The organism is Saccharospirillum sp. MSK14-1 (genome assembly GCF_003054965.1).
In the GTDB taxonomy this organism is placed as follows: domain Bacteria; phylum Pseudomonadota; class Gammaproteobacteria; order Pseudomonadales; family Natronospirillaceae; genus Saccharospirillum.
On sequence record NZ_MIES01000026.1, the window covers coordinates 744,835 to 760,647 of the forward strand.

The following is a 15,813-nucleotide window of genomic DNA, read 5'->3' on the forward strand; positions in this document are numbered from 1 at the left end:
TAATCTCCGAAAAAATTCGTTCACACTCAGTTATTCAGAACCGTCGGTAACCACAGGGCGATCTGCGGGAAGACGGTGATCAATACCACGGCGAGAATCAGCAACAGGAAAAATGGCAATGCGTAACGGGCGACCGTGAAGATGTCTTTGCCGGTCAGCGACTGAATCACAAACAAGTTAAAACCGACCGGTGGTGTGATTTGCGACATCTCCACCACCAGCACCAGATAGATGCCGAACCACAGCAAATTAATGCCCGCTGCATCGACCAGCGGCAGAATCACCGAAGTGGTCAGTACCACCACCGAAATGCCGTCGAGAAAGCAGCCGAGAATCACAAACAGGATGGTCAAGGCGATCAACAACATGGCGACCGACAAATCCATGCTGGCCACAAATTCTGCGAGCATGGCCGGAATGCGCAGAAAGCCCATGGCGGTAGTGAGCAGGTGAGCGCCGGCGAGAATCAGCAGAATCATGCACGACATGCCGGTGGCACCGATCAGCGATTGGCGGAACAGCGCCCAGTTCAGATTGCCACCGAGTTTCGCCAGAACCAGTGAGCCGAGTACACCCAGCGTGGCCGCTTCGGTGGCCGTGGCCCAACCCATGTAGATGGATCCGATGACGAAGGTAATTAAGGTAGCGATGGATAACAGTCGACGCGATTGTTTGAGTTTTTCAATAAAACTCATCGGCTCACCGAGCGGCGCCGCTTTGGTCTTATTCAACAGCGACCACAACACCACATAGGCGATGAACAAACCGGCCAACATCAAACCGGGCAAGGCGCCGGCCATAAACAAACGCGACACCGAAACTTCAGCGGAAACGCCATAGACGATCAGAATGATCGACGGCGGAATTAAAAAACCGAGTGTGCCGGAACCGGCCAAGGTGCCGATGGCCATGGATTCGTGATAGTCGCGTTTTTTCAGTTCTTTCAAACTGAATTTGCCAACGGTGGCGGTCGTCGCCGCCGATGAACCGGACACCGCGGCAAACAAACTGCAACCGAGCACATTCACGTGCAGCAAACCGCCGGGAATTTTATCGAGCCAGGGCGCCAGGCCGTTGAATAAATCTTCCGATAAGCGCGTACGAAACAGAATCTCGCCCATCCAGATAAACAGGGGTAACGCCGCCAGTGTCCAGGAAGCGCTGCCGCCCCAGGTGGAGGTCGATACCACCATGCCGATGGCGAACTGATCGTTCAGGACCAGCGCCAGCAGCCCGATCAAAAACAGTGAGCCGGCGACCCAGACACCCAGGCTGAGCAGGGTAAACAGAACGACGACCAAAATGATGGAGATAACAATGGGATCCATGTTTGCAGCCTCTATTCGGTGCCTTCGCCATTCGCTTCGGCGATGACATAGCTGGGTGTTCGGCCGCTGATAACGCGCAACCAATCTTCAAAAACGGCGAGGCAAAACAGCGCCATGCCAAACACCATGGAACTTTGCGGAATCCACAACGGCACCGCGACCATGCCAGTACTGACATCGCCAAAGGCGTGGGTTTCCAGCACAAAACGGCTGAAGGCGATGGTCAGATAGAGGCTCAGACCGAGCATCAATGTCAGGCCGAACACTTCGGCAAAGCGGCGTTTGTTGCCGAGGCGATCCAGCAATAACACCACCCGGATATGAGCGTTGTGACGAAAGCTGTAGGCCAGTCCGTAAAACAAAACCGAGACCAGTAAAAAGCCGGTGAAGTCTTCGGCAGAGGGAACAATAATGCCGAACCAGCGCCCGACAATTTGCGCCAGAATCAGCAGGCCGATACCAGCCAGGCTGGACGCAGCCAGCACCAGACCGACCGCATAGAGGCCATTGAGCAAACGATTAATCATGGCGTTGGCTCCGAGAAAAAGCGGGGCGCGGAACGCCCCGAAGGGAAATTGGCCGATCAGTGACGCGTCGACTGACCGGCCAGCGTGTTACTTACTGACCGACGATGTCGGCGATGGGGTTATCGCTGTCGTAACCCATTTCTTCGAACCACTCGTTGGTCATGGTCTGACCAACGTTGCCCAGGGTTTCCGTCAGGTCAGCGTTCGGGGTGTAAACGGTGATGCCGTTGTCGGCCAGCTCTGCGGTTTTGGCATCGGTTTCGGCGATGGCCATTTCCCAACCGCGCGTTTCAGCGGCAGCGGCGGCTTCCAGTACCGCTTCCTGAACTTCAGACGGCAGACGGCTGAAGGCACGAGCGTTTACGAACACCATGTTTTTCGGAATCCAGGCGCGCGCGTCCAGGTAGTAATCGGTGTAATCCCAGGCCTGGCTGGAAACACCGGTGGTCGGAGAGGTCGCCATGGCTTCGATGATGCCGGTGCTGAACGCCTGCGGAATTTCCGGCGTTTGTACCGTCGTCGGGGTGGCGCCCAGCAGTTCAGACATGCGCGAGGTGGTGGCACTGTAAGCCCGCATTCTCATGCCTTCGAAGTCGGCACCGCTGGTGATTTCTTCCTTGCTGTAGAAACCTTGCGGCGGCCACGGCACGGCGTACAACAGTTGCAGACCTTGCTCGGCCATCGCAGCTTCAACTTCCGGACGGGTGGCATCCCACAGCGCTTTGGCGCCATCGAAACTGGTTACCAAAAAGGGAATATTGTCGGCTTGATAGAGCGGGTTTTCGTTACCCAGCAGGCCCATAAAAACTTCGCCGATCGGCACCTGGCCGGAGCGCACGGCGCGATGAATTTCCGGGTGTTTCACCAAAGACGCACCGGAGTGCACGATGATTTCCATTTCACCATCGGTTGCCGTGGCCACGTCATCGGCAAATTGGCGAACGTTCTGGGTGTGGTGAGTGCCGTCGGCGTAAGGCGTTGGCATGTTCCACTTGATTTCCGCTTGTGCTGCCGTGGCTGCAAAAGCCGTCAGAGCGCTTAACGCCAGGGGTTTGATCAGTTGTTTCATGTCCGAATCCTCAGTCATCAGTTTGTGTCCGCCGCAGCGAACGAAGGGTGCAAGGTGCGATCGTTCAGCGGCGAACCACGACAGTAAGACGGTTAATCGCCGTAGCGATCAGCCGGACATGGCGGGTTGGCTGTGGGTGCAAGGTCATTGGTTTTGACGCCTCTCACGGATCGCTTTTTTTATCGTTGTTAGTGATTCCTTATCCGGAATCTTTTTGGTGATTTAAGGCGTGATTTGCGATTTTTCGTTTTAGTGAGATCACTATAGCGACCAGTAAAATGCAGAGTCAATAAAAATTGAATACAAATTGTATTCAATGTCGTGCAGAGACAGTGGGCGTCGTTTTCAGGTGATTGGGTGGGTAATCCGCCACCATCCTGGGCAGGCTCTTTGGAGGCACGCCGTAAACCCATCCCTGGGGGCTCGGCTTTGACCATCCTGGTCAAAGACGTCCTCCAAAGAGCCTGCCCAGGACGGTGGCTACCTTCAGTGGTTTGAAAAACTATTGCCGGCGTTGTTGAGAAACCACTATGGGTTACAGCGACGCAGCGGCCCGAGCGGCCTGATCGTAGAGGGTGGAGAGGGTGCGCAGTTTCTTCGCCATATCGCTCAGGTCGGCTTCGTCGATACCCAGGTTATCGAACCAGTCGAGCAGGCAGTCGTTGCGGATATCGCGGTAGCGCAGGCACAGCGCCTCGCCTTCACCGGTGGTGTTGTAAAAGGTTTCCTTGCCGACTTTCTTACTTTCTACCAGCCCCATCTTGCCCAGTTTGCGCAGTGAATAAGAGACCGTGTGGGTGTCTTCCACGTTCAGCACAAAGCAGATATCGGCGATGCGCTTGGGCCGCTGGCGGTGGTAGACGTTGTGCAGCACCAGGATATCGATGGGGCTCATTTCTTCGTTGCCGGCGGCGGTCATGCAGTGCACCAGCCAGCGCGAGAAGGTGTTCTCGGCGGTAATCAGGGCGTATTCGAATTCGCTGAGTTCGCTGCTGCGTTCGCTCAGATGGGCGGAGGAAACAATGGACGCCTTGGGCATGAGAAGTTCGACTCGGCAGTGGTGGAACGGAAAGCTGCGATCATAACCGCCGATTTTTGGCCTGTACAACTTGCCCCCGGTGCGGGCCTGGCGTTAGGCTTGCCCCGTCTTGTCGGAGTGCCGGGTTGATAACCTGGCTGAGATCGCATCAGCGGGATCCGTGGAACCTGATCGAGTTAAGGCTCGCGAAGGGAACAAGTCGAGGTGGCAGTGCTGTTTTTGTTGGCTTTTGGCCGCCTCGGGTTTGCTCAGTGCAAACCGCTTGTTTGGGTCCGCGTCGACAAAAGCGCCGCCCGAACCGCGTCGTTTTTGTTGGCGCGTACCGTTCATATTGTTTTGCCCCGGTGCGGTCGCTCCGTCGCTCAACCAGCGAGGAACGACCGAAATGACCACCTCTACCTACACCCCCGATCTGGGCCAGCGCGTCCAGACCATCAGTGCTGCTTCGCGCGAACCTTTGCCTGGTTCACGGCGGATATATGTGCACGGCAGCCGCAGCGATATTCGCGTCGGCATGCGCGCCATCGACCTGACCGATAGCCTGCTCAGCGATGGCAGCCGCCAGCCCAACGAACCGCTTTACGTCTACGACAGCGCCGGACCATACGCCGACCCGGAGATCGATATTGACCTGCGGCGCGGCCTCGAACCGTTGCGTCTAGGCTGGATCGAAGCGCGCGGCGACAGCGAAGCGCTCGCCGAACCGACGCTGCGCCCGGCCAGCGAGCGCGACGATAACCCACTGCGTTTCGCCCAGAACCGGCCGCCGCGCCGCGCTTTGCAGGGCCGCAACGTCACCCAGCTGCATTACGCCCGCCAGGGCATCATCACCCCGGAAATGGAATACATCGCGCTGCGCGAAAACGAAGGCTGTGCGCTGGAGAACGATGCCGAACGGGCGCGGCAGCATCCGGGCAACGCTCGCGGCGCCAGCCTGCGTGATCCGATAACGCCGGAATTCGTGCGCGAGGAAGTCGCCCGCGGTCGCGCCATCATTCCGGCGAACATCAATCACCCGGAAAGTGAACCGATGATCATCGGCCGTAATTTCCGGGTGAAGGTCAACGCCAACATCGGTAATTCGGCGGTGACGTCGAGCATTGAAGAGGAAGTCGACAAGCTGGTCTGGGCGACGCGCTGGGGCGCCGACACCGTGATGGACCTGTCGACCGGCAACAACATCCACGAAACCCGTGAATGGATACTGCGCAACTCGCCGGTGCCGATTGGCACGGTGCCGCTCTATCAGGCGCTGGAAAAGGTGAACGGCGTGGCCGAAGACCTCAGCTGGGACATCTTCCGCGATACCTTGATCGAACAGGCCGAACAGGGCGTCGATTACTTCACCATTCACGCCGGCCTGCGTTTGCACCATGTGCCGCTGACGGTGGATCGGGTGACCGGCATCGTCAGTCGTGGTGGTTCGATCATGGCGAAGTGGTGTCTGGCGCATCATCAGGAGAGTTTTCTCTACACCCACTTCGAAGACATCTGCGCCATCATGCAGGCGTACGATATTGCCTTCAGTCTGGGTGACGGCTTGCGCCCGGGTTCGGTGGCCGACGCCAACGATGCCGCCCAGTTCGCCGAACTCGATACGCTGGGTGAATTGACCCGTATCGCCTGGCAGCACGATGTGCAGGTGATGGTTGAAGGCCCGGGTCATGTGCCGCTGCATCTGATTGAAGAAAACATGCAGCGCCAACTCGACAGCTGTGACGAGGCGCCGTTCTACACCCTCGGCCCGTTGGTCACCGACATCTCGCCTGGCTACGACCATCTGTCGTCGGCTATCGGCGCCGCCCAGATCGGTTGGCACGGTTGCGCCATGCTGTGTTACGTCACGCCCAAAGAACACCTGGGCCTGCCCGACCGCAATGACGTCAAAGAAGGCCTGATTGCCTACCGCATTGCCGCTCACACCGCCGACCTCGCCAAGGGTTTTCCCGGAGCGCAGCGACGCGACAACGCCATCAGCCGGGCGCGTTTTGAATTCCGCTGGGAAGACCAGTTCAACCTCGGCCTCGATCCGGAACGGGCGCGCGAATTCCACGACCAGACGCTGCCCAAGCAAGGCCACAAGGTGGCGCATTTCTGCTCCATGTGCGGCCCGAAATTCTGCTCGATGAAGATCAGCCAGGAAGTGCGCGACGCCGCCCGCGCCGAGCGCATTCCCATTGCCGAGGCCAACGACGGCATGGCGCGCAAGGCCGAGGAATTCCAGGCCAGCGGCGGCGCGCTCTATCAGCCGGTGGGTGAGGGCGCCGATCATGACTGAGCCCAGGTCGCGAGTGTGGAGTATTGCCGGCAGCGACAGCGGTGGTGGCGCTGGCATTCAGGCCGACTTGGCGACGCTGGTCGATCTCGGTGTGCATCCGTGCACGGTGATCAGCTGCATTACCGCCCAGAACAGCCTGGGCGTGCAGGCGCGACAGGCGGTGGAGCCGGATATGTTCGCTGCCCAACTCGATGCGCTGGAAGCCGACTTGCCGCCAGCCGCGATCAAGATTGGCCTGCTCGGTTCGCTGGGTCAGGTGCAGCTACTGGTGCAGCGCCTGCCCGGCTGGCGGGCGCGCTGGCCGGGTTTAACGGTGGTACTCGACCCGCTGACGGCGTCGTCGAGCGGTGACAGTCTGGCTGACGTCGAGCTGCAAGATGGCCTGAAACAACTGCTGCCACTGGTTGATCTGGTAACGCCCAACACACCGGAACTGGAGCAACTGACCGGCCATCGCATTACCTCAACCGACAGTGCCCGACGCGCTGCCCAAGCCTTACTGAAGGCGACGGGCAAGGGCGTGCTCGCCAAGGGTGGGCATCTGGAAGACGCCGCCCGCAGTCTGGATCAGTGGATCAGCGCGAAGGCCTGTTGGTGGTATCAGCAACCGCGCCAGAACACGCCGCACAGTCATGGCACCGGCTGCACGCTGAGCACTGCCATTGCTGCGTTTTGCGCGCAGAACTGGCCGCTCGAAGATGCCATTTTGCTGGCCAATGCCTATCTGCGCCGGGCGCTGGCGCAGGCGTATCCGACCGGTCAAGGCAGCGGCACGCTGGCGCGGCCGGGTTGGCCAGCGGTGGCGGACTTCGCGCAGGTTCGCTTGGCTGACGATCCACAGGAACTGGGCGCTTTCCCCGCCCTGAAAGCCCCCATCGGTGTTTATCCGGTGGTGGCGGATATCGATCTGCTCGAAGCGCTGTGCGCGGCCGGTGCCACCACGGTGCAGCTGCGCCTCAAAAGCGGCGAGGCGGCGGTGGTCAAAGCCGCCATCGAACGCGCCGTCGCCGCCGGTCAACGCCACGGCACTCAGGTGTTCATCAACGACCACTGGCAATGGGCCATCGATGCCGGTGCTTTTGGCGTGCATCTGGGGCAGGACGATGTGGCGGAGGCGGATTTGCCCGCCATTGCGCGCGCCGGTCTGCGCCTGGGGTTATCAACCCACGGTCACGCCGAGTTGGCACGGGCGCTGCGTTTGCGGCCGTCTTATCTGGCGCTCGGGCATGTCTTTGCTACCCAAACCAAATCGATGCCGAGTCAACCGCAAGGGTTGAGACGGCTGGCGATGTATCGGCGTCAGGTGGGTGATCAATGCCCGACGCTCGCCATCGGCGGCATCAAACACCTTCACTTTGCCGAGGTCGCGGCGACTGGCGTGGAAGGCGTGGCGCTGGTGACCGCTGTTACCGAAGCCGCCGATCCGGTCGCCGCCTGGCAGCAACTGAATCAACACTGGCAGGAGGTTGGCCGATGAAACCCATTGCGCTGTTTGTGAACGGCGAGGTCGTGCAACTGGACAGCGGCACCACGCTGGCCGCCTTGATGAACGAACGCTATGGCGAACGCGACAACATGGCCGTGGCGTTGAACCGAATGGTGGTGCCACGTGCCGACTGGGCCCGCACCGAACTGAACCAGGCCGACCGCCTGGATGTGTTTCACGCCGTGGCCGGAGGCTAAGCATGCTGACCATCGCCAATACTCAGTTCTCCAGCCGGTTACTGACCGGTACCGGTAAATTCAGCCAGCCGCAGACCATGATCGAAGCGTTGCAGGCCAGCGGCACCGAACTGGTCACGCTGGCGCTGCGCCGGCTGGAACCGCAGCACAGTGACCACATTTTTCAGCCGCTGAGCGCAGCCGGTTATCGCCTGCTGCCCAATACCTCGGGTGCGCGCAGCGCCGACGAAGCGGTGCAGGCAGCGCGGCTGGCGCGCGAAGCGCTGGGCACGCACTGGCTGAAACTGGAAATCCATCCCGACCCGCGCTGGCTGATGCCCGACCCGGTGGAAACGCTGGCCGCCGCTGAGCAATTGGTGCGCGAAGGCTTTGTCGTCTTGCCCTATGTGCACGCCGACCCGGTACTGTGCAAACGGCTCGAAGAGGTCGGCTGCGCGGCGGTGATGCCGCTGGGCGCGCCGATCGGGTCAAATCGCGGCCTGGAAAGTCGCGCCTTTCTCGACATCATCATTGAGCAAAGCCAGGTGCCGGTGATTGTCGATGCCGGCATTGGCCGACCCTCGCACGCCGCCGAGGCCATGGAACGCGGCGCTGATGCGGTGCTGGTCAATACCGCCATTGCCACAGCGGCCGATCCGATTGCGATGGCGGCGGCGTTTCGTCAGGCCGTTGAGGCGGGACGGTCGGCCTATCTGGCGGGTCTGGCAGGCACCGCGGCCAGTGCCGCCGCCTCCAGTCCACTGACCGACTTTCTGGAGGCCGATCATGAGCTTCGCTGATCATTTAAACGGCATCGACTGGAATGCCGAACGGCTGTCGTTGTACAGCCAGAGCGCGGCGGATGTGGAACGCGCTCTGGTGGGTAACGGTGAACCTCTGGCGCGTTTCAAAGCGCTGCTCAGCCCGGCCGCCGATGCCCATCTGGAAGCCATGGCGCAACGCAGCCGGACGTTAACCTTGCAGCGTTTTGGTCGCGTGCAGCAGTTGTTTGCGCCGCTCTATTTGAGTAACGCCTGCGCCAACGAATGTCTCTACTGCGGTTTTTCGATGAGCAATCCGATTCGGCGCAAGGTGCTCAAACCGGATGAGATTCGCACCGAAGCCGCTGCCCTGCGCGAACGGGGCTTTCAGCATGTGTTGTTAGTCGCCGGTGAAGCGCCCAAGGTGGCGGGGGTCGATTATTACTATCAGGCATTGAGTGCGTTGCTGCCGGATTTTTCGCAACTGAGTCTGGAAGTGCAGCCGCTGAATACCGACGACTACCAGCGTCTGCGCGACGCTGGTTTACACGCCGTGCTGGTTTATCAGGAAACCTACGATGCGGCCTGTTATCAGCAGTTGCATACCCGCGGTCAGAAACAGGATTTTGCCTATCGGCTGGATGCGCTCGACCGTGCTGGTAAAGCCGGCGTGCACAAACTCGGGCTGGGCGTGTTGCTTGGCCTGACCGACTGGCGGCTCGATTCGTTAAAATGCGCGCATCATTTGCAGTGGTTAAGCCGACGTCATTGGCGCAGCCGTTTTTCGGTGTCGTTTCCGCGCTTGCGACCGGCCGAAGGTGGCTTTTCGGCCCCGGCGCCGGTGAACGATCGACAACTGGTGCAACTGCTCTGCGCCTGGCGATTATTTGCGCCGGATCTGGAGCTGACGCTGTCGACGCGTGAATCACCAGCGCTGCGTGATCGTTTGATGTCACTGGGCGTTACCAGCCTCAGCGCCGCCTCTTCCACGCGTCCCGGTGGCTACGCGGTTGAGCCGGGAGGCGCGCTGGAGCAATTCAGCACGGACGATCAACGACCGGTAGCCGAGGTTGTGCAATCCTTGCGCAACCAGCACTATCAACCGGTGTGGAGTGACTGGCACCCGCGGCTTGGCTAAGCCGCTGATTTCTGGTTTGCTGTTTGCCCATCCATCAACTTTACTGACGCTGTTGGCTCGGTTAGGCCCGGGCCGATCTTTGGAGTAGGCATGTCGATCCCAGTGCTGATTTGTGACGATTCCAGTTTTGCCCGTAAGCAAGTGAAACGCGCGCTGCCCCCCGGTTGGGAGGTGAGCGTTGAATTCGCGGGGAATGGAGAAGAAGGTCTGGCCGCCATTCGCGAGGGCAAAGGCGAAGTCGTTTTTCTCGATCTGACCATGCCGGTTATGGACGGCTATCAGGTTTTGGAAACCATCAAAGCGGAAGATTTGCCGTCGGTAGTGATCGTTATTTCCGGCGATATTCAACCCGAAGCGGTCAGTCGCGTGAAAAAAATGGGCGCTTTGGAATTTATTAAAAAACCGGTGGACCAGGCTCAGTTAACGAAGGTGCTGAGCGATTTCGGACTCTATGCGGAGTGATGCATGAGCGATTACCAGTTGGATGACGAACTGCGTGATGCGTTGCGCGAAGTCACCAATGTCGCCATGGGCCGGGCGGCCGATCTGCTGGCGCGCCTGCTCGATACCTATGTGGTGCTGCCCATTCCAGTGGTGAATCTGCTGGAGCGTTCGGAGCTGAATATGGCGCTGTCGTCGTTGCGCAGCGTGTCATCGGTCAGCGCCGTTTGCCAGGGGTTTGTCGGCTCGAGGATCTCCGGCGAGGCGTTGTTGATTTTCAATGACACCAGCTTTGCCGACATCGCCGAACTGACCAGTTACAGTGGCGATGTCACACCAGAAATTGAACTGGAACTGTTGATGGACATCGCCAATATTTTGATTGGCGCCTGTCTGAAAGGTCTGGCTGAGCAGCTTGATTTAACCTTCAGTCAGGGCCAGCCGGTGTTGCTGGGTCAGCATGTGAACATCGAAGATCTGGTGCGCAATTCTTCCTCCGGCTGGCAGCGCGCTCTGACCGTGGAAATTCCCTATCGCCTGGAAGGTCACAGTGTCGATTGCGACTTGCTGCTGTTGTTCACAGAAGACAGCATTAACGTGCTCGAAAATAAGATTCATTATTTGATGGAGTAAGGATGTCGACCGCAGATTCAAATCTGGCCGAATTTCATTGGCTGATGGATGTGTTGCAGACCATCGACGTGGGCATCCTGGTGGTTCGTCTCGATAACCGCATCCTGGCGTGGAACAGCTTTATGGAAAACCACAGTGGCATCTCACCGGACGATGCCATTGATCAGGATTTGTTCGAAGTGTTCCCCGACTTACCGCGCGAATGGTTTGAGCATAAATCGCGCACTGTCGTGCAATTAAAAAACCGCGCGTTTACCACCTGGGAACAACGGCCGTATTTGCTGCGCTTTAAAAATAACCGGCCGATTACTGGTTCGGCCGAGTTTATGTATCAGAACTGCACCTTTATTCCGGTGACCAATATCCGTGGCGAAGTCGAAAGTCTGTGCATCATTATTTATGACGTGACCGACGAGGCAATCAACAAGCTTGAACAACAGCGCACCAACGCTCAGTTAAAAGAACTCTCGCGTCTCGATGGTTTGACCGGTTTGTACAACCGCAGCTATTGGGAAAAACAGCTGGAGCAGGAATTTCGTCGTCAAAAACGCGCGGTTCAAACGACTTCTTTGATTATTTTCGACATTGATCACTTCAAACAACTCAACGATATTAATGGCCATCTGGCGGGCGACCATATGTTGCGCCAAGTCGCCGATGTGGTCCGTAAAACAATTCGTACCAGCGATATTCCTGGCCGTTTTGGTGGCGAAGAATTCGCGCTGATTCTGCCCGATACACCGCCAGACGATGCCGTGCGTTTAGCCGAACGGCTGCGCGAACAGGTGGAATCGCTGGTCGTTGAAGATGAGCAAGCCGGGCCGCTTCAGGTCACCATCAGTCTTGGCGTAGCCGGCTGGCACAGCCGCTATGAACGCCATCAGGACTGGATGGTCGAAGCCGATCAGGCGCTGTATCGATCCAAAGCCGCCGGCCGTAACTGCGTTACTCTTGCTTAAATGACGGCTTAAGCAACTCCTGACGGCGGGCGTGTCGCACTGTCCAGTGCGGCGGCAGCCAGCCGTTTTGCTGGTACTGACGAAAGCGATCATCCACCAGCCAGATATCCCCACGATCACTTTCATTGCGTACGCAGCGACCGGCTGCTTGCAACACTTTATGCAGGCCTGGAAAACGATAGGCGAAATCAAAACCGGGTTGGCCGTCAGCATCGAGCACACCACGGATGCGATCGTTCAGCTCGTTCACCTGCGGCAACCCTGGCCCAACGACCAACACACCGGTCAGCGCGTCGCCGGGTAAATCCACACCTTCGCCCAGTACGCCACCGAGCGGTGCCAGTACCATTAAGCCGCGTTCAGTGCGTAGCCGGTCCAGCAACGCCAGGCGTTCCAGCAAGGTGGTTTCGCGCCTTTGTGCGATGACACCGGGGTCATCCGCCAACTGCATTTCACAATCGGCCAGTTGCCGGTAGCTGGAAAAAAATACCAGTGCATTGCCGGGCGTACTTTGGCGAAATGCCTGAATCAGCGGCACGATTTGCTGTGGCAGTGATTGCCGGTCGCGAAATCGGGTCGACACATCGGTTACCAGCGTTACCTGAAATTGCTCGGCCTGAAAGGGCGATTCTAGCGCCAAGGGCACCGCCTCGGCTAAGCCAGTCATGGTTTGGCTGTAGTGCCAGGGGGCGAGCGTTGCGCTGAACGCCGCCACCGAATTCACCAGTTGATGCTTTTCACTGAGCAGCCGCGCCGGGTTTAAACACAGCGTTTCGACGCCGCGTTCGGCGGGTTTTCCCTGTGCATAGCGCCAGCAGAAATCGCGCGGGTCAGAGAGTTCGTGAATGCGGATAAAACGACCGGCGTCGAAGATCAGCCGTTGCCATTCCGGCGGCGGTTCCCAGAACGGCGACTCTCGTAACAGTCGGGCGCTGGCCTGTAACCAGGTGCGCAGGCTTTGCACCAAAGCGTCCGGTGCCTGATCCGACAGGCCGGGCACCTCCGGCTGACAACGTCGCAACGCATCGCGCACCGGACGCAGCGATTGCTTAATGCTTTCCGGCGCTTTTTGCCGAACGGCTTCGACGACCGCGCCGGTCAGTTCGGCGCTGTACATGGCGCGACCGCGATCGATCAGGTTGTGGCTCTCATCGATCAGCACTGCGACTTGGTTGTCGATTTCTTTTAGCAGGTATGGCTGTACCGCCGTGGTGTCGTACAGATAGTTGATGTCGCCCACCACCAGATCGGCCCACAGCGCCCAGTCCTGACTCAGGTAATAGGGGCAGATTTGTTCGGCTTCACCGAGTTCTTTCAGCGTCGCTGAGTCCCAGCGATTGCGGTCAAACAACCGCTCACGCAGCCGTTGGCGTTTGCCGAAATAATCGTTGGCATACGGACAGAGCGCGCCGTCGCAGGGCGTGTCCGGGCTCAGGCAAAGGCGATCCTTGGCGTGCAGATTAACGGTGTTGAGGCTGCCTTCATCGATTGCCAGTTGCTCAACCGTTTCCAATACCAGCGGCTGGCCGGTGGTTTTCATGGTCAGGTAATAAACGCCCTGATGATGATTTTCGCCGAGTGCTTTTAATGCCGGAAAAAGAGCCGCCAGGGTTTTGCCGGTGCCGGTGGGCGCTTCGATTAATGTCTGCCGATGTGTGGCCTGGGCTTTATAAACGGTTTCGGCCATCTGACGCTGTACCGGGCGCATGGTGGCGAACGGAAAGCTCAGTTGATTCAAGGCGACATCACGCTCGCGTCGGTGCCTGAGCAACCGTTTTAGCCAGGCATCATAACGCGCCAGCGCGGCCATGAGTTGATCGACCAGATCGAGCCGCGTGTGGGTTTCATCCTGCGGCCATTCCTGTTGAGTCTGGCTGTGAATGTAGCTGAGCCGAACGATCCATTGTTCGGGCTCGCTGTGCTGTACCGCCCACAGGCCCGCATAAAGCTGCGCCTGCAAACGGTTCAGCGCGCGGGTCGAATCCGGTAATTCTTCCGGCGGAACGCGACAGCTTTTGATTTCTTCGATGCCGTCGGGCCAGACGCCGTCAATGCGTCCCCCAACGATCAGATCAAACTCCGGTTGTTGCCACAGCAGTTCGACTTTCTGTTCGGCGCGATAATGACCCGGCCGTTTTTTCTGCGCCAGGCCGTGAATTTCCCGACCTTCGAGTGCGCTGGGGGTGACTCTGAAACCCGAGACCAGATCGCCTTCGGCCAGACAAAAATCGGCCAGGGCTCGCACCGATACTTTAAATCTGGCCCGTTCACTCATAACGGATATACCAGACTTCGGCGTCGATGCCGGCCTGCTCAAACACGGCCAGCCAGTCGCGCTGGTTGTCCTGCAGTCGGTCGCCGGGGCCTTTCACTTCAATAAAACGGCCGCCGGTTGCGGTGAACTGAAACAGATCGGGAAAACCCGCGCGGTGGCGTTTTAAATCGAGCCAGAGGTGATTGAAAATCGCCTGCCAGTGTTGCCAGGGCAATGCGTCAAAGGCGCGCAATAGCAGTTCTTTTTCCAGCGCGCCCCAGTGCACGAACGGATTCTGGCGACCGACTTTGGCGTCCCAGTTTTCGCTGATCCATAGCCGCGCCTGATCCACCGTTACGTCGGCGTAAAGTTGTTGGCTGCTGATACCGCGCCGCGCCAAAAAATCCGCTTCGTACAAATCCGCCGGTGCCTGTTGAAACGGATGGTGAAACGCGCCGGCTACGGGCTGAAAAATCCACCGCCAGTGAATCAAACCGAACACCCCCAACGGCAGTAAATTTTCCAGCCAGTAAGCGTCATCGAGCCGTGAGCAGACCAATTGTTCAACGCTTCCTTCGCCCTGCGGCCATTGGTGCGTTTGTTCGATCAGTACCGGCGCCGCAACCGGATCGATGGTGAGCTTGAGTTTTTTTGCCACCCGCGCTGCGAAGCGGCTGATAAAGCGCGCTTCGGTGGCGTCTTTGGGTTCAATGCGAATGGCGTCGAGTTCTTCCTGAGCGGCAACAAAACGTTCGGCTTTGTAGTGAATGCGACAACGGCGTTCGCGCGCCGGTGGCTGGTGGTTAGTCTGAAATAATTGCAGCGCCAGTTCCGGTTCGCCCCATTGTTCCAGCCGAAAGCCGAGCCGGTTGGCGAGGCGGTCAGCGCGGGCTTTGGCGCTGCCCAGCCAGTCGGTTTGCAGAATGGGTTTGGCGAGTCCGACCAGCGTTTCGACATCACCGGCTTCGCGCGCTTCATAGACCGCGCTTTTCAGGTCGCCGATGAGCAGATGCTGTTCCAGTTCATCGCTGTGTTCGAACCAGCGGTTGGCTTTGCCGAGCGGATAATTCTCGTACTGAAACAGGCCGAGGTCGGAGAGCACAAAGTCGGTGAGGCTTTGGTATTCGTTGCCGAAGTAGAGCAGTTGCAGGCGGCGTAAGGTCAGCCAGTGTTGCGGTTGGATCAGCCGGTCTTGGAGTTGCCAGTCGCGCGCGCAGCGAGCGTCGTCCCAGTCTTCCAGTTCGACCAGTAGTTCGCTTTTGGGGCGTTTGGAGCTGGGTACCCAGTCGAGTTGGCGCAGCTCGGCGAGCGTCAGCAGTTGGGCAATTTCTGCAGCGGTGAGCAGCGGATCAGCGTCGAGTAGAACGGTATCGGCGAGCTCATCGATGGCGCTGTCGAGATCGGGGATTTCGGCGTAGTTCAGTTTGCTTTGCCGGAAGGTCGGACCTTTGCGGGTGTAGAGCCGGACCAGTAAGCGGGCGCTGGGTAATTCCAGGTTTTGATAGGCGCTGACAAAAGCACGGTCTTCGTCCGACAGCAGGTCGTCGTAGCGCTCGACGACGGTGGCGAGCAGACGGTCGAAGTTGTCTTTGTAGTAGCCGGTGGGCAGGTCGGGTTGTGGGACCGTTTGCTGTGGCATAGGGCGGAAATTCGGTTTAGTGGTGCTTGGCTTTTATGAGTACGACGCCTTCCGGGGCCGCTGTAAATACATCCCTGTACGCTAG

The 15,813-nt window shown here is 58.7% G+C and carries 14 protein-coding genes and 1 riboswitch; of the genes, 8 read left to right on the forward strand and 6 right to left on the reverse strand.

What is annotated here, in order from left to right; genetic code table 11:
- Positions 1-26: 26 nt before the first annotated feature.
- From BGP77_RS07450 to BGP77_RS07465, 4 genes are all read right to left on the reverse strand, one after another.
- Positions 27-1,328: a TRAP transporter large permease gene (locus tag BGP77_RS07450; protein ID WP_108164076.1), complete on the reverse strand. Its 1,302-nt coding sequence runs from the start codon at positions 1,326-1,328 to the stop codon at positions 27-29.
- An 11-nt stretch (positions 1,329-1,339) separates the two neighbouring features.
- Complete coding sequence (locus BGP77_RS07455; protein ID WP_108164077.1) at positions 1,340-1,855, reverse strand: TRAP transporter small permease; 516 nt, start codon at positions 1,853-1,855, stop codon at positions 1,340-1,342.
- Between the two features lie 91 nt (positions 1,856-1,946).
- Positions 1,947-2,924, reverse strand: coding sequence for a TRAP transporter substrate-binding protein (locus BGP77_RS07460; RefSeq protein ID WP_108164078.1), 978 nt, complete (start codon positions 2,922-2,924; stop codon positions 1,947-1,949).
- 535 nt (positions 2,925-3,459) lie between these two features.
- Positions 3,460-3,963, reverse strand: coding sequence for a winged helix DNA-binding protein (locus tag BGP77_RS07465; protein WP_108164079.1), 504 nt, complete (start codon positions 3,961-3,963; stop codon positions 3,460-3,462).
- 103 nt (positions 3,964-4,066) lie between these two features.
- A riboswitch (TPP riboswitch) is annotated at positions 4,067-4,174 on the forward strand.
- Between the two features lie 174 nt (positions 4,175-4,348).
- On the opposite strand from BGP77_RS07465, the gene thiC reads away from it, so the two are divergent.
- The 8 genes from thiC to BGP77_RS07505 all read left to right on the forward strand — a co-directional run bounded on the left by thiC (position 4,349) and on the right by BGP77_RS07505 (position 11,835).
- On the forward strand, positions 4,349-6,241 hold the full coding sequence (gene thiC, locus BGP77_RS07470) for a phosphomethylpyrimidine synthase ThiC (protein WP_108164080.1): 1,893 nt from the start codon (positions 4,349-4,351) through the stop codon (positions 6,239-6,241).
- Positions 6,234-7,718 (forward strand): bifunctional hydroxymethylpyrimidine kinase/phosphomethylpyrimidine kinase, encoded by a 1,485-nt coding sequence (gene thiD / locus BGP77_RS07475; protein ID WP_108164081.1) that lies wholly within the window; start codon positions 6,234-6,236, stop codon positions 7,716-7,718. Before thiC ends, thiD begins: the two co-directional genes overlap by 8 nt.
- Positions 7,715-7,924: a sulfur carrier protein ThiS gene (gene thiS, locus BGP77_RS07480; protein ID WP_108164082.1), complete on the forward strand. Its 210-nt coding sequence runs from the start codon at positions 7,715-7,717 to the stop codon at positions 7,922-7,924. Before thiD ends, thiS begins: the two co-directional genes overlap by 4 nt.
- Positions 7,925-7,926: 2 nt before the next feature.
- Positions 7,927-8,703 (forward strand): thiazole synthase, encoded by a 777-nt coding sequence (locus tag BGP77_RS07485; protein ID WP_108164083.1) that lies wholly within the window; start codon positions 7,927-7,929, stop codon positions 8,701-8,703.
- Positions 8,690-9,802 (forward strand): 2-iminoacetate synthase ThiH, encoded by a 1,113-nt coding sequence (gene thiH, locus BGP77_RS07490; RefSeq protein ID WP_108164084.1) that lies wholly within the window; start codon positions 8,690-8,692, stop codon positions 9,800-9,802. The genes BGP77_RS07485 and thiH overlap by 14 nt, the downstream gene beginning before the upstream one ends.
- Positions 9,803-9,892: 90 nt before the next feature.
- A complete protein-coding gene (locus tag BGP77_RS18225; protein WP_108164085.1) occupies positions 9,893-10,264 on the forward strand; it encodes a response regulator in 372 nt (123 codons plus the stop codon).
- Between the two features lie 3 nt (positions 10,265-10,267).
- Complete coding sequence (locus BGP77_RS18230; RefSeq protein ID WP_108164086.1) at positions 10,268-10,876, forward strand: histidine kinase; 609 nt, start codon at positions 10,268-10,270, stop codon at positions 10,874-10,876.
- A 2-nt stretch (positions 10,877-10,878) separates the two neighbouring features.
- Positions 10,879-11,835 carry a diguanylate cyclase gene (locus BGP77_RS07505; protein ID WP_108164087.1) on the forward strand — a complete coding sequence of 319 codons (957 nt, stop codon included), beginning with the start codon at positions 10,879-10,881 and terminating at the stop codon, positions 11,833-11,835.
- Here the strand turns inward: BGP77_RS07505 and BGP77_RS07510 are convergent.
- The gene (locus tag BGP77_RS07510) at positions 11,822-14,110 is read right to left on the reverse strand and encodes an ATP-dependent DNA helicase (RefSeq protein ID WP_108164088.1); all 2,289 of its coding nucleotides are present in this window, start codon (positions 14,108-14,110) and stop codon (positions 11,822-11,824) included. The two genes, BGP77_RS07505 and BGP77_RS07510, sit on opposite strands and share 14 nt — an antisense overlap.
- Positions 14,103-15,728, reverse strand: coding sequence for a VRR-NUC domain-containing protein (locus BGP77_RS07515; protein ID WP_108164089.1), 1,626 nt, complete (start codon positions 15,726-15,728; stop codon positions 14,103-14,105). Before BGP77_RS07515 ends, BGP77_RS07510 begins: the two co-directional genes overlap by 8 nt.
- Between the last annotated feature and the right edge of the window lie 85 nt (positions 15,729-15,813).

Bases quoted from the DNA above. Each gene is read 5' to 3' on its own strand.
- BGP77_RS07455 (WP_108164077.1), bottom strand. From the start codon at position 1,855: ATGATTAATCGTTTGCTCAATGGCCTCTATGCGGTCGGTCTGGTGCTG.
- BGP77_RS07485 (WP_108164083.1), top strand. From the start codon at position 7,927: ATGCTGACCATCGCCAATACTCAGTTCTCCAGCCGGTTACTGACCGGT.
- BGP77_RS07510 (WP_108164088.1), bottom strand. From the start codon at position 14,110: ATGAGTGAACGGGCCAGATTTAAAGTATCGGTGCGAGCCCTGGCCGAT.
- thiC (WP_108164080.1), top strand. From the start codon at position 4,349: ATGACCACCTCTACCTACACCCCCGATCTGGGCCAGCGCGTCCAGACC.
- BGP77_RS07515 (WP_108164089.1), bottom strand. From the start codon at position 15,728: ATGCCACAGCAAACGGTCCCACAACCCGACCTGCCCACCGGCTACTAC.
- thiD (WP_108164081.1), top strand. From the start codon at position 6,234: ATGACTGAGCCCAGGTCGCGAGTGTGGAGTATTGCCGGCAGCGACAGC.
- thiS (WP_108164082.1), top strand. From the start codon at position 7,715: ATGAAACCCATTGCGCTGTTTGTGAACGGCGAGGTCGTGCAACTGGAC.
- BGP77_RS07505 (WP_108164087.1), top strand. From the start codon at position 10,879: ATGTCGACCGCAGATTCAAATCTGGCCGAATTTCATTGGCTGATGGAT.
- BGP77_RS18225 (WP_108164085.1), top strand. From the start codon at position 9,893: ATGTCGATCCCAGTGCTGATTTGTGACGATTCCAGTTTTGCCCGTAAG.
- BGP77_RS07460 (WP_108164078.1), bottom strand. From the start codon at position 2,924: ATGAAACAACTGATCAAACCCCTGGCGTTAAGCGCTCTGACGGCTTTT.
- thiH (WP_108164084.1), top strand. From the start codon at position 8,690: ATGAGCTTCGCTGATCATTTAAACGGCATCGACTGGAATGCCGAACGG.
- BGP77_RS18230 (WP_108164086.1), top strand. From the start codon at position 10,268: ATGAGCGATTACCAGTTGGATGACGAACTGCGTGATGCGTTGCGCGAA.
- BGP77_RS07450 (WP_108164076.1), bottom strand. From the start codon at position 1,328: ATGGATCCCATTGTTATCTCCATCATTTTGGTCGTCGTTCTGTTTACC.
- BGP77_RS07465 (WP_108164079.1), bottom strand. From the start codon at position 3,963: ATGCCCAAGGCGTCCATTGTTTCCTCCGCCCATCTGAGCGAACGCAGC.